The sequence below is a fragment of the Methylotetracoccus oryzae genome (assembly GCF_006175985.1).
GTDB classification, from domain to species: domain Bacteria; phylum Pseudomonadota; class Gammaproteobacteria; order Methylococcales; family Methylococcaceae; genus Methylotetracoccus; species Methylotetracoccus oryzae.
Window position 1 is genome coordinate 106226 of record NZ_SRSH01000009.1, and the last position, 13340, is coordinate 119565.

Below are 13340 nucleotides of genomic sequence, written 5' to 3' on the forward strand. Positions count from 1 at the left end.
GAGGGTAGTCGTACGCGGTAATGCGTCGTGACAAAACGTCTAAAAATAAGATCCGCGGTGATTCTTGTCAAACTCGGCTTGGGCGCTACTGCCGCGGGGCGATGGTGGGTTCGGGAATTGATTAAATTGCGGTGCAGATGGTAATCTTTCTCATCTGTGAATGCCGGTCAGGTGCCGACCATGAAACGCGCTCGTTCCGTTGTTGTTCCGATTGCCGCTGCTGCGGCATGTATGGTCTCGCTGTCCGTGCCGGGTTGGGCCGAAGGTCCGGTTCTCAGCGGTCAGCGATTCCTGCCGCTGAAAGCCCGGCTCGGGCAGAAACTGTTTTTCGATTCCGACCTGTCCACGCCGCCCGGTCAGTCGTGCTCGAGTTGTCACGACCCGAACAGCGGGTTCGCGGATCCCGATCCACGCACGCCCACCTCGAAAGGTGTGACCCCAGGCCGCTTCGGTAGTCGCAATGCTCCGACAGCCGCCTACGCGGCCTTCGCTCCGGCATTCCATTACGACCCGGCTGAGGCGCTTTTCGTCGGCGGACAATTCCTCGACGGTCGCGCCGCGACCCTGGAAGAGCAGGCTGCCATGCCGTTCTTGAACCCGCTCGAGATGGCCAATCCGGACAAGGCGACCGTCGTTCGGAAGGTGCGCCAAGCTGGCTACGCCGATCTGTTCCGCGCCGTTTACGGGCCCAGGGCGTTGGCCGAGGTCGATCGTGCCTACGACCGTATAGCAGATGCGATTGCCACGTTCGAGAACACTCGCCTGATGAACCGCTTCAGTTCCAAGTACGACGCATATCTCGCCGGGAAGGTCGCGCTGACCCCAGCCGAAGCGAACGGGCTGCGTCTGTTCGAGGATCCGGACAAGGGCAACTGCGCCGCATGTCATCCCAGTGCCCCGGGGCCGGGCCGGACCCCGCCGCTGTTCACAGACTACACCTATGACAATCTCGGCGTGCCTCGCAATCCGGCGAATCCTTTCTACGGTTTGCACGCGGAGTTCAATCCGGACCAGCGTGAGTTCGTCGACAGGGGTTTGGGAGCGGTTCTCGCGCGGCCCTCGGAAGACGGAAAGTTCAAGGTGCCGACGCTGCGCAACGTCGCCGTCAGCGGGCCGTACATGCACAACGGTTACTTCGCCAGCCTTCGGGCAGTGGTTGCCTTCTACAACGATCGTGACGTCAGGCCGGCGTGCAAGTCACGGTTCGTCAGCGAGGCAAGCGCCTTGCATAGGGGCTGTTGGCCCCGGCCCGAGGTGACCGACAACGTGAATCGGAATGAACTCGGCCGACTGGGTCTGACCGATCAGGAAGTCGACGACATCGTGGCCTTCCTGCAGACCCTGACCGACGGTTACCGGTTGCCGTCCGTGACGGAGTGACTCCGGTCGCTAGGCCTGTTCACGGCCCGATGGGTTGGTCGCGGCTCAGCCGGACCCAGCCCTGGACGATGCGGTAGACGATCCACATCAGATCGCCGCTGAGGATCATCAGGCCGAGCGGGCCCGCCATCAGCGTGAGTGCTCCGGCGACGCCCACCGCGAGGCTGATCCAGAATGTCTGGATCTGCCAGCGGAAGTGTGATGCCAGCCATGAGTTGCCCGCTTTGGGCAGTTGCGTGTGGCTGATGATCGCGCTGATCGGGTAAGTGATGCCGGCAATGACTGCGCCGGCCTGGAGTAGGTAAGCAATTTGAGCGAGTTGCTTGGTTGTCATGACGATGTGCCGGTTTGTTCTCGCTGCGGAGGGGCGTGGTGACTCGCTACTTCAGCGGTCCGAATGGCTCAGCGCCGATTGCCGCCAGCCCGGCCCGTGCGCAGGTCTCGTCCAGGCGTACGCCCGGTGCACCGCCAACTCCGATGGCACCGACGACGGTGCCGTTCAGGGTGATGGGGAAGCCGCCGCCGAGAAGCAGGATCGAGTCGTTCATGTCGTGCAGTCCCGCCAGTTCCGCGGAGCCGGCCGCGATTTCTGCGAGGACTTGGGTGGGTTGGCGCAGGCTCGCGGCCGTGTAGGCCTTGCGTCGGCTGCTTTCCACGGTGTGCGGTCCGGCGCCATCGGCCCGTGCGGCCAGCACGGTCACACCGGCAGCATCGGTCACGGTCACGCTGACACGGTGGCCATCCGTCTGGCACTGTCGCAAACTCGCGGCCGCGGCCTTTTGCGCGAGTTCCAACGAGATGTGAGCGACCGCGACGAGATTCTCCGCCCGGAGCGGTGACCCGAACGAGGATAGCGCGAAGGCTGCAAGGACAGTTGCCACGTGACTCACGGAAGCGACGCCTCGCTGCGTGGGGTGTGTCTTCATGTCGAGCTCCGGGTCAATCCGATACGAGTGAGAGTTTCGACTGCGTGGCGCGATCGGATGTTCCGCTCGGTGTATGGGTCTGACGCAGGCGGGCGTCGAACTCCTGCAGGCGTTCGCGCGTGCCGATATCCATCCAGAAACCGGGGTACAACTCGCCCGTGACGCGCCCGTGGGCCATGGCTTCACGCAACAGTGGCGCCAGGGCACAACGGCCCTCGGGCAGGTTGGCGAACAGCGCAGGCCGGTAGAGGCCGATCCCGGCAAAGGTATGACGCTCCGCGCCGTCCGGCATCAGTGTCTGGCCGTGCAAGGCGAAGTCTCCGACCGGATGGTGCTCCGGGTTGGCGGTCAGGACCAGATGGGCGTCGCCGGGCGGCGTACGGTGCAGGCGCTCGAAGGGAAAATCGGTTGCGATGTCGCCGTTTACGACCAGAAAAGGGTCGTCCCCGAGCAGCGGCAGGGCATGGCGGATGCCGCCGGCCGTCTCAAGTGGCTCCGGACCCTCATCCGAGTAAGCGATGCTGACACTCCAGCGGTGTCCGTCGCCGAGGTGCTCCCGAATCTGGTCGCCCAAGTAAGCCAGATTGACCACCAGTTCGCGAAATCCGGCTTGGGCGAGCGCGACGATCAGGTGCTCGATCAGCGGCCGCTCTCCGGCTTCGAGCAGGGGTTTCGGCGTGTGGTCGGTCAGTGGCCGCAGCCGTTCGCCGCGGCCGGCCGCGAGGATCATGGCCTTCATGCGAAGACGGCGCGCCGGTGCGCCGGTTCGGCAGTGGACCGGAGAAATTCGCCGAAATCGGCGAATTCCGGATATTTCGTGCATACGCTGTCGACGTAGGCCAGCGTCCGCGGAATGTCTTTGAGGTAACCGCCCTTGCCATCGCGGAGCTGAAGGCGGGCGAAAATGCCGACGGCCTTCAGGTGCCGCTGCATGCCCATCAGGTCGAACCACCGCTCGAAGCGGGGAGCGTCCGACGCGGCCAGCAGATCGTGTGCGATGGCCTGCTCTAGGTACTCCTGTCGCCAACGTGAGACCCGTGACTCGGGCCAGGCGACGTAGCAGTCCCTCAAGAGGGACACCAGGTCATAGCTGATCGGACCGATGACGGCGTCCTGGAAGTCCAGGATGCCCGGATTGCCGGAGGCACAGACCATCAGGTTGCGCGAGTGGTAGTCACGGTGGACGAAGACGCGCGGTTGCTCCAGGGCCGAGGTCACCAGCGTCGCGCTGACGCGTTCAAACAGGGACGAGGCATCGCCATCGAACTGGCTGCCGAGCAGCCGACCCAGGAACCAGTCGCGGAAGATATCCAGTTCGCGTCGCAGCAGCGCGGCGTCGTAGACGGGGCATCCGCAGTCTTCGGTGTCGATCCCCGTCTGCAGGCGAACCAGCGCGGCGATCGCGTCCCGGTAGAGCTGATCCGAATTGTCTGCCCCGAGCGTTTCCAGATAATGGCGGCTGCCGAGGTCGCTGAGAACGGCAAAGCCTCGCTCCAGGTCGACGGCATGCACGGCGGGCACCGTCACGCCGGTCTCGCGCATCAAGGTTGCGACATCGATGAAGGCCCGGAGATTCTCCGTAGCCGGAGGGGCGTCCATGACGACCCAGGACAGGTCGTCGATGCGGGTGCGAAAGTAGCGGCGGAAGCTGGCATCCCCGGAGGCGGGAACGAGCCTGCGCTGACATCCGGGCAAGGCCTGTTCGAGCCAGATCGACAATTCGGTGCAGCGTGTATCCTGGGGAGTGGTCATGCGTCTCTTGTGGTCGGCGAAAATTGCTTCGCGAGCGGAATGATGGGTTAAAATCAGGGCATTGTATGAGTTCCCGAGTTAGAAGAGAAACCAGGCCTCACGGCCAAGGCAGCGCGCCCAGCCGCCGTTGCGTGTAAGATGCCCAGTCCTTCGACCGCTTTCGGACGCCTTGCGCCCCTCAGTGCTGCCAGACTTTCTCCACCCTAGGTCCCTAGTCCCGGTCCTGAGAGGCCTCGCGGGCATCTGGCTGTGCGCGTATTTTGGTGCGCGTGCAGCCGTCGCGGTACCTGCTCCGACATCCGTCGATGCGCAGCCTGCCTCCCGGATGGTGATTCGCAAGCCCGCGGAAGTCGCGCATGTCGAAGTTCCACAGGGCCGTGCGGCAGGCATCACGGATGCGAAGTCCGGCTGGACCTGCCGCCAGGGTGACGAAGAAAAGGAATGGAAGTGCTCCCTCGCCGGCCCGGATCCCCGTGGAGAAACGCACGTGGTGCGCGAGCCGGGGGAGGAAATCGAGAATTGGTCCGAGCAGACCGACATCACGGACGAAGACGAAAAGCGGTTCCGGCCGCTGATGAGCAGCTTTCCATCCGATCCCTGGCTGCTGAATTGCGGGAAGCGGGAAGCGTACCGGGGCACGGACTTTCTGCTGTCGCCTGCCGATCGGTCGGCGCGCGAACGCGCACCGATCGAGATCCGTTCCGATTATGGTGAGTTGCACGGTGATGAAGTCGCCAATTTCTCCGGCGCGGCTCAGGTCACGCGCGCCGATCAGAAGCTGTCGGCGGATTTCATGAGCCGCAATGCCTTTGTGAACACGATGAATGCGAACGGGAACATGACCTATGTGGAGAAGGGCATGGCTTTCTCGAGCGACAGCGGCTTTCTTGACCTCGGGAAAGACAAGGGCGTGCTGCGCAATTCACAGTTCGTGCTGTCCACCGTCCCGGCACGCGGCACCTCGCGCCTGACCTTCTTCGATAACAAGGATCTCTCGCGCTACGAGCAGTTTGCCTACACCAGTTGCCCACCCGGCAACCGCGACTGGGTCCTGCACGCCGACAAGGTGAAGATCAACAAGGCCACCGGCCAGGGATCCGGTAGTCACGCTTGGATGGAATTCAAGGGTGTCCCGATGTTCTATACACCCTACATGTCGTTTCCGACCGACGACCGGCGGCAAACGGGCTTGCTGGCTCCCAGCTTCGGCTACTCTTCGGTGCGCGGTTTCGATCTGACGGTGCCCTATTACTTCAACCTCGCGCCGAACTACGATCTGACGGTCTGGCCGAGGCTGCTGACCGAGCGCGGCGTGTTGTTGCACGGCGATTTTCGCTATCTGACTCCCTACAACCAGGGGCGACTGATCGGCGAGGTTCTGCCGGACGATTGGGAGACGCACCAGACGCGTGGTGAGGTCGGGCTGCTCGATAACGCGACCTGGACCGAGAATCTGCGATCGCACGTGGACCTGAACTGGGTCTCCGATCAACAGTATCTGAACCAGCTCAGTAACCAACTCGCGCTGATCGATTTCAACTTCGTGCGCAGTAACGCGTCGGTAACCTATACAGGAGACACCGGTGGTTACGGCGCCTATGGCGTGACGACCTCCGCCGACACGTTCCAGACGATCAATCCCTTGATCACGCCAGAGCAACGCCCCTTCTATCGGCTTCCGGCAACGAACGTTTTCCACTACCTGCCGATCGCAGACACCGGTTTGAACGTGACGACCAACGCCGAGTTCGTCAATTTCGTCAGCGACGTGAATCCGGCGGGTCAGCGCTTCAACCTGAAGCCCCGTCTGCAGTTTCCGCTGCGCAGCGCAGCGGGTTTCGTCACGCCCAGTGTCAGCATGCAGTTGACGCAGTACATGATGAGCGACCTGGTCAACGCGAACGATCCTGCCGACAGCGGCAAGCAGAACCAGCAGGTCGTCGACAGCAGTCTGACGCGCGCATTGCCCATCGTGTCGCTGGATAGTGGCCTGTTCTTCGAACGGGATCTGGATATCGGGAAGGCGGGGTACACGCACACCTTCGAACCGCGCTTGTTCTATGTGTATATCCCCTATCAGAATCAGGATCAGTTTCCGCTCTATGACACGATCAACTACGACTTCAACTATTACCAGTTATTCCGCGAGAACCGTTTCACCGGCAACGACCGACTGGGGGACACCAATCAGATTACGTTGGCGATGACCTCCCGGCTTTCGGATCTGGCCAGCGGCAGGGACCGCTTCAGAGCGACGATCGGTGAGATCTTTTATTTCCAGGGTCGTCGCGTGACCTTGCCCATCTCGAATGTCGGGACGATCTACTACCCGGATCAGGCGACGACGTTTTCCAACCTGATCGGCGATATGAGCGCGGCGATCACCGACCGCTGGTGGGTCGATGTCGGCGGGCAGTACAACCCCTATGACAATCAGTTCGAGCGGCGCCAGGTTTCGCTGCGTTACGACGCCCGTAACAACGACCTGCTGAACCTGACCTACCTCTACCTGAATCAGCCGAGCAACCAGAGCTTTCAGGTTGACTTGCTCGACGGTTCGATGCGTCTCCCGATCCCGTTCCTGGGCGACGGTTGGCATGCGATTGGGCGCTGGCAGTATTCGCTACTCGACCAGATCACGCTGGAAGCGTTCGGCGGTATCGAGCGCGAAACCTGCTGCTGGCGCCTGGGCGTGGTCGCGCGGCACTACATCAACAGCGTGACCGGGGTCAGCGGCACCAGTAGTTTCACGTCCACGGCGAACAACGGCGTCTTCGTGCAGTTCGAGTTCAAGGGTCTGACCCGACTGGGCGACCAGCTCGAAAAGCTCCTGACGCGGAGCATTCGCGGCTACCGGACGCCAGAGCAATGACGGCCAGGCACCTCGAGGCGATGACCATCCGGGTGATCACGGTGACGCGCGCGGCCGCTGCGGCGCAGCTTCTGTTAGTCGCGTGCTGCATACTTTTTGCGGGGACGGCGCGAGCCTATGACGAATCGATCGATCGCATCGTCGCGGTGGTCGAAGACGGCGTGATCCTGGAAAGCGAGTTGGACAACAAGGTCCGCACGATCCGCCGCAGCCTGGATCAAAGCAATACTTCGCTGCCCCCGATCGACGTGCTGCGCCGGCAGGTTCTGGACCGGATGATCCTCGAGAAGATTCAGCTGCAACTGGCAGAAAAGGCGGGCATCGGAGTGGACGACGAGACGCTGCGGACGGCGGTGCAGCAGATCGCCCAGCGGAACCAGATTTCAGTCGATGAACTGCGTGCGTCCCTAGAGCAGGAAGGCATCGGCTATGCGGATTTTCTGAACCAGATTCGCAGCGAGATTACGCTCGGGCGCTTTCGCTCCAGTCAGGTGAACAGCCAGATTAAGGTTACCGACCGCGAAGTGGATCACTACCTCGAGACGCAGGCGCAGTCGGGAGTAGGGGCGGACAGCGAATTTCTTCTCGGTCATATCCTGATCGCCACGCCGCAGGCGGCGTCTCCGGAAGATGTTCAGAAAGCGAAGGAGAAAGCCGACGCGCTGGCTGCCGAACTGGCAAAAGGGGCCGACTTCAAACAGGCAGCGGTCGAGAATTCGAGTGATCCGCAAGCGCTGAATGGCGGAGAATTGGGGTGGCGCAAGCTGGCACAGATTCCGACCTTGTTCGCGGAAGCCGTGCCAAAAATGAAGAAGGGTGAAGTCCAGGGGCCGATGCGCAGTCCGAACGGATTTCACATCATCAAATTGATCGATGTGAAGGGATCTGAGCAGCAGACCGTCACTAAAACCCGTGTTCGCCACATCCTGATCAAACCCAACGAAGCTTTGTCCGACAGCGACGCAGAGCAAAAGTTGGTCGGGCTCAAGGAACGGCTGGCGAATGGAGAGGATTTCGCCGACCTCGCGCGCGCGCACTCGGACGACAAGGGCTCGGCGATCAAGGGCGGTGAACTTGGGGAGGTTGAGCCGGGCGCGCTGGTGCCGCCGTTCGAAGAAGCCATGAGCAAACTGAAGCCCAGCGAAATCAGTGAGCCGGTGCAGACGCAGTTCGGCTGGCACTTGATCCAGGTGCTCGATCGGCGGGAATCATCGGACAATAACGAGGCGCAAAGGAATCAGGCGCGCGACGCGCTTTTCAAGCGCAAAGTCGAGGAGGAGACGGAGCTCTGGTTGCGTCGAATCCGGGATGAGGCGTATGTCGAGATCCGGCTGCCCGAGGCTGCGCCGGAATCGCTGTTGCCATCCAATCCACTGTCCCCATCGTCGCCCTGACGTGGCGCTCCCCCGTATCCTATTGACGACGGGCGAGCCAGCCGGTATCGGCCCCGATCTGCTGGTAGCGATTGCCGGGGAGGCCTGGGACTGCGAGCTCACCGTTATCGGTGATCCGGCCTTGATCGAAAGCCGGGCGGCTGAGCTGGGTGCGTCGCTCCGGGTGCGTCGGACGGCGCCGGCTGTGACGCTGGGCCGGCATGAGGCCGGCTGCTTGTCGGTGTGGCCGACGCAGCGCAGCGTGCGAGCCCAGTGCGGCCGGTTAGAGCCGGACCACTCCGCCTATGTGCTCGAAACGATCGACGAGGGAACGCGCGCCTGTTTGAGGGGGGTATTCGATGCGCTGGTGACGCCCCCGGTACACAAGGGGGTCATCAACGCCGCGGGGTTCGCCTTCACCGGTCACACGGAACACATTGCCGCGCTGACTGGAGGCGATCCGGTAATGATGCTGGCCGTGCCGGGCCTCCGGGTCGCTTTGGTGACGACCCATATGCCGCTCGCGAAGGTCAGTGGTGCCATCACGCCGGAACTGCTGGAGCGGACTCTCCGCACCGTACATCGGGATCTCCGTTTGCGATTCGGCATAGTGACTCCGCGGATTGCGGTGTGCGGCCTGAATCCACATGCCGGCGAAGGAGGCTACCTGGGGCGCGAGGAGATCGAGGTCATCGAGCCGGTCCTTCTTCGTTTGCGTGGCGAAGGCTGGCAGCTGCGCGGCCCGCTGCCGGCCGATACGGCATTCTTGTCGGAGATGCTGGCGGAGGTCGATGTCGTGCTGGCGATGTATCACGACCAGGGTTTGCCGGTGTTGAAGCATGCCGGATTCGGTCGCGCGGTCAATGTCACACTTGGCTTGCCGATCATCAGAACCTCAGTCGATCACGGCACTGCGCTCGACCGCGCAGGCACCGGGCGGGTCGATGCCGGTAGCTTGAGGGCCGCGATCGAGATGGCGATCACGCTGGTGCGGCGGGGACGCCTGCTGGAGAAGCGGTGATGTCACACGCGCCCCGGCGGCGTTTCGGCCAAAATTTCCTGCGCGATGAAACGGTGCTGCGGTCCCTGATGGATGCGATTGCCCCGGGCCCCGAGGACCGAATCGTCGAGATCGGGCCTGGCCGGGGCGCTTTGACGCAGCGTCTCGCGGGCACGTGCGCGGAGTTGCACCTGGTCGAGATCGACCGCGATCTGGTCGCGGAGTTGCGGCAACGCTACACGGGCGATTCGCGTGTCGTCATCCATCAGGCCGATGCGCTGAAGTTCGACTTTCGTGAGTTGGTCACCGACGGGTGCAGGCTGCGCCTGGTGGGAAATTTGCCTTACAACATCTCGACACCGCTGCTGTTCCACCTATTCGAGCAGCAAGCTGGCGTAGGCGACATGCACTTCATGTTGCAGCGGGAAGTGGTTCAGCGGCTCACAGCAAATCCCGGCTCGGCCGATTACGGCCGCCTGACCGTCATGTCGCAGTACTTTTGTCGCTCGGAGTCGCTGTTCGAGGTTTCTCCGGAGAGTTTCTTTCCGCAACCCAAGGTGATGTCCGCCGTCGTGCGATTGGTGCCGCATCAACAGCCGCCAGTCAAGGTTTTTCTTCCGGCACTGCAAAAGGTCGTGCTCGCCGCGTTCGGACAGCGTCGCAAGACGCTGAGGAACTCATTGAGTGGGCTGCTGGGGCCCGAAATGCTGGCAGCGCTCGCCATCGATACGGGCCTGCGCGCTCAGGACCTGGATCTGGAGGATTTCGCGCGCATAGCGGCAATGCTGCCGCGGGTCGAGGGTGGGTGAGGTGCCGGCTGATCGGCTATCGTGCCGAGTGCGGATAGTGTAAAACTTCGCGGCGAGAGGTTTGCATCCCTTTTTGCTCGGCGCCCCGCACAATAAAAACCCCGATCGGCTTTGACGGCCGGTCGGGGTTTCTCGTCTGACGAGTAAGCCGGAGCTTACTTCATCATCGACTTCTTGAACATGCGGTCGAGCTTCGCATTGACTTCCTCTGAAGCCGCCGCTGCACGGCGAGCAGCAGATTCAGCGCTGGAAGCCTTCGCTTCAGCCGACTGTGCAGCCGACAGCGCTTCCTCGGCGGTGCTCTTGATCGAAGCCTGTTCGGCCTTCAGACCATCGATCTGGGTCTGCAGGGCGGTAACGTCAGACTTCGAGGCGCAGCCCACCAACAAACCGGTCGACAGCAGCACTACGGACAATTTGGTTGCGTTCAACATAGCTAGCTTTCCTTCTTCCTTACTGAGGTTGATTGAGTCGTTCATCCACGCGGGAACTCACGACTCCCGCCCGTTAGTTTGCCGCTATTTCGGCGGATTTTCCACAACTATTTTGGTTTCGCCCTCCCTCACCGGATGCTCACCAGCGTACCTTTCCTGACCCAGTGCGCGAGCCGGTCCACTTGACGGTTGGTCAAGGCTACGCAACCATGCGTCCAGTCGAACAGTTCATGGACATCCGCATTGCCGCGGCCAACGCCGTGAATGCCTATGCGACCCCCGAGCGGGGTACTTTGCGGTGGGACATTCCGGCCGAAGTGGGCTTCCATGATCTGATTCAGAGTATCCCCGCCGATCAGGCCTCGGTCGAAAGCACGACGAGCGACCTGCAAATTGGGATAGGTAAAGCCAAAGAATCGATGAAACTGGCTGCTCTCGTTGATCCAGCCGATCCGATATTCCCCGAGCGGGGTCTTGTCGTCACCGCGTTGCTTGTCAAAACTCGCACCGCGGCGGCCGATCGCGATGCGGGGAAATGATTCCACCGTCTGTTCGCCGGCCATGACATTCAATTCGTGTGTCTTGGTATCGATCAACAGCCAAGTGTCGGGCGTGTTCGCTGGTCCGGCAATGGCCGAGCAGCAGAACGACGTTGCCCACAATGACAGGGAAAGATAGCGCCTCAACGACATTAACCTCATTTTTGCAATTGCGTAAGCTGAAATCCATCATTTACCGAAGCGAATTACTCCGCCAGTAAATGGTACGACTCCCCAAGCTCATCGGACAATAACTATGCTCATCGAGACCAGAAAGACCCAACCTTATCGGGACCAAAAACCAGGAACTTCCGGGCTGCGCAAGAAAGTCAAGGTGTTCCAGCAGCCTGGCTATCTCGAGAATTTCGTGCAATCGGTATTCGACACACTCGGTGACGTCATCGGCAAGACCCTCGTGCTGGGGGGGGATGGTCGCTACTTCAATCGCGAAGCCTCGCAGACCATCATTCGAATGTCGGCGGCCGCAGGAGTAGGGCGTCTTCTGGTCGGCCGCGGTGCGATTTTGTCGACCCCGGCGGCTTCCTGCGTGATCCGCAAGAATAAGGCGCTCGGCGGCTTCGTCCTGTCGGCCAGCCATAATCCGGGTGGACCGGATGAGGATTTCGGCATCAAATTCAATGTCGCTAACGGAGGGCCCGCCCCGGAGAGCTTCACCAATGCGGTCTACTCGCGGACCCTCGAAATTGGGGAGTATCGGATCGCCGAGTCGCAGGAGATCGATCTCGACCGGCTCGGCGAGTACCAACTGGGCGAGATGACAGTCACGGTCATCGATCCCGTGGATGATTACGCCGAGTTGATGGAAAGCCTGTTCGACTTCGAACTGATCAAGGGCGCGCTGAAGACCGGCACGATCACGCTCCGCTTCGACGCGATGCATGCCGTCACCGGGCCGTATGCCAAGCGGATTCTGGAGGAGCGCTTGGGCGCCGCGCCCGGGTGTGTCATGAATGCGGTGCCGCTCGAGGACTTCGGAGGCGGTCATCCGGATCCCAACCTGACCTACGCGCACGAACTGGCCGAACTGATGCATGGCGCCAAAGCGCCCACCCTGGGCGCCGCATCCGACGGGGACGGCGATCGCAACATGATCATGGGGGCACGGTTCTTCGTGACACCCAGCGACAGTCTGGCCGTGCTCGCTGCCAATGCGCACCTGATTCCGGGGTACCGGAACGGTATCTGCGGTATCGCACGTTCAATGCCGACCAGCCAGGCGGCGGATCGCGTCGCGAGGGCTCTTGGGGTCGAATGCTTCGAAACCCCGACCGGCTGGAAATTCTTCGGCAACCTGCTGGATGCGAAGAAGATAACCCTGTGCGGGGAGGAGAGCTTCGGGACGGGATCGGGCCACGTTCGGGAAAAGGACGGTTTATGGGCGGTGTTGTTCTGGCTGAATCTCGTGACGGTGCGCCGGCAGTCGGTGGCTGAAATCGTGCGCGATCATTGGCGCCGGTTCGGCAGGGATTTCTACACGCGCCACGATTACGAAGGTATCGATTCCGTGATCGGAGACAGTATTCTCCAGTCGCTGCGCGATCAGTTGCCGAGTCTGGCGGGTCAGACGCTCGGCGGGCAGGTCGTTCGCTTGGCGGACGATTTTTCCTACACGGATCCGGTCGATGGCAGCACCAGCGAAAAGCAGGGCATCCGGATCCTTTTCGAGGATGGATCGAGGATCGTGTTCCGGCTCTCCGGTACAGGTACGGAGGGAGCGACCTTGCGTATCTACGTGGAACGCTACGTGCGTGACGAGGCGCTGCACGGGACCGAAACCCAGGAGGCGCTGCGCGACCTCATCGAGCTTGCGGAACGACTGTGCGAGGTCAAGAAGCGTACCGGCATGACCGAGCCGACCGTCATCACCTGACCGCAACTGTCTCGCGTCCGGGTCCAGGGACGCGAGGCCTTTCTGTCCCGAGGCTCGTTTTGCTCCGCGACTCCATCGAGCCCAGGTTCCGCTGCGCCGGCGTCGGCCGGCGCCGTCCCTGGTCGGATTGCGCTGCCGCTTCCGCATTCCGGCCATGAGGAGAGCGCCGATGTCGCATCGAATTTCGCGAGTCGTGATGCCAGTGGGTCTGTCCAGCTGTCCAGGCCGATCCTCATGGCTGTCGATCGCCGCGTCAGCGTATTGCTTTTGCTGACGTCAGTATTTTTTACACTCCCGGTGCCGGTGCACCAATCCTCCGTCGACAATGGGCTGTTTGTCGTCGCAGGCAAGGGGTTTATGAGTG

At 61.8% G+C, this 13340-nt stretch carries 12 protein-coding genes; 6 read left to right on the plus strand and 6 right to left on the minus strand.

The window, feature by feature from the left end; genetic code table 11:
- Nucleotides 1-180 precede the first annotated feature (180 nt).
- A complete protein-coding gene (locus BWR02_RS10790; protein WP_236102130.1) occupies nucleotides 181-1380 on the plus strand; it encodes a cytochrome-c peroxidase in 1200 nt (399 codons plus the stop codon).
- A gap of 19 nt (nucleotides 1381-1399) precedes the next feature.
- Here the strand turns inward: BWR02_RS10790 and BWR02_RS10795 are convergent, their stop codons facing one another.
- From BWR02_RS10795 to BWR02_RS10810, 4 genes are read right to left on the minus strand one after another with little or no spacing between them, the layout of a single operon-like run.
- A complete protein-coding gene (locus tag BWR02_RS10795) occupies nucleotides 1400-1714 on the minus strand; it encodes a DUF4870 family protein (protein WP_139557789.1) in 315 nt (104 codons plus the stop codon).
- A 46-nt stretch (nucleotides 1715-1760) separates the two neighbouring features.
- Entirely contained in the window at nucleotides 1761-2306 is a 546-nt protein-coding gene (locus tag BWR02_RS10800; protein WP_139557790.1) for a GlcG/HbpS family heme-binding protein, read from the minus strand.
- A gap of 13 nt (nucleotides 2307-2319) precedes the next feature.
- Nucleotides 2320-3045 carry an N-acetylmuramate alpha-1-phosphate uridylyltransferase MurU gene (gene murU, locus BWR02_RS10805; RefSeq protein ID WP_139557791.1) on the minus strand — a complete coding sequence of 242 codons (726 nt, stop codon included), beginning with the start codon at nucleotides 3043-3045 and terminating at the stop codon, nucleotides 2320-2322.
- Entirely contained in the window at nucleotides 3042-4058 is a 1017-nt protein-coding gene (locus BWR02_RS10810; RefSeq protein WP_139557792.1) for an aminoglycoside phosphotransferase family protein, read from the minus strand. Before BWR02_RS10810 ends, murU begins: the two co-directional genes overlap by 4 nt.
- A gap of 325 nt (nucleotides 4059-4383) precedes the next feature.
- Here BWR02_RS10810 and BWR02_RS10815 point away from each other — a divergent pair, with 325 nt between their 5' ends.
- The 4 genes from BWR02_RS10815 to rsmA are packed head-to-tail and all read left to right on the plus strand — an operon-like array spanning nucleotide 4384 to nucleotide 10112.
- Nucleotides 4384-6930, plus strand: coding sequence for an LPS-assembly protein LptD (locus BWR02_RS10815; protein ID WP_139557793.1), 2547 nt, complete (start codon nucleotides 4384-4386; stop codon nucleotides 6928-6930).
- Between the two features lie 20 nt (nucleotides 6931-6950).
- The gene (locus BWR02_RS10820) at nucleotides 6951-8324 is read left to right on the plus strand and encodes a peptidylprolyl isomerase (protein WP_139557794.1); all 1374 of its coding nucleotides are present in this window, start codon (nucleotides 6951-6953) and stop codon (nucleotides 8322-8324) included.
- Between the two features lies 1 nt (nucleotide 8325).
- A complete protein-coding gene (pdxA, locus tag BWR02_RS10825) occupies nucleotides 8326-9324 on the plus strand; it encodes a 4-hydroxythreonine-4-phosphate dehydrogenase PdxA (protein ID WP_236102132.1) in 999 nt (332 codons plus the stop codon).
- Complete coding sequence (gene rsmA / locus BWR02_RS10830; protein WP_139557796.1) at nucleotides 9324-10112, plus strand: 16S rRNA (adenine(1518)-N(6)/adenine(1519)-N(6))-dimethyltransferase RsmA; 789 nt, start codon at nucleotides 9324-9326, stop codon at nucleotides 10110-10112. The genes pdxA and rsmA overlap by 1 nt, the downstream gene beginning before the upstream one ends.
- Nucleotides 10113-10267: 155 nt before the next feature.
- On the opposite strand, the gene BWR02_RS10835 is transcribed toward rsmA, so the two are convergent.
- Nucleotides 10268-10591, minus strand: a complete 324-nt coding sequence (locus BWR02_RS10835) for an Lpp/OprI family alanine-zipper lipoprotein (RefSeq protein ID WP_236102134.1) — start codon at nucleotides 10589-10591, stop codon at nucleotides 10268-10270.
- 83 nt (nucleotides 10592-10674) lie between these two features.
- Nucleotides 10675-11238: a L,D-transpeptidase family protein gene (locus tag BWR02_RS10840; protein ID WP_236102157.1), complete on the minus strand. Its 564-nt coding sequence runs from the start codon at nucleotides 11236-11238 to the stop codon at nucleotides 10675-10677.
- A gap of 103 nt (nucleotides 11239-11341) precedes the next feature.
- Between BWR02_RS10840 and BWR02_RS10845 the strand changes: the two genes are divergently transcribed.
- Complete coding sequence (locus tag BWR02_RS10845) at nucleotides 11342-12976, plus strand: alpha-D-glucose phosphate-specific phosphoglucomutase (protein WP_139557798.1); 1635 nt, start codon at nucleotides 11342-11344, stop codon at nucleotides 12974-12976.
- Nucleotides 12977-13340: the final 364 nt, after the last annotated feature.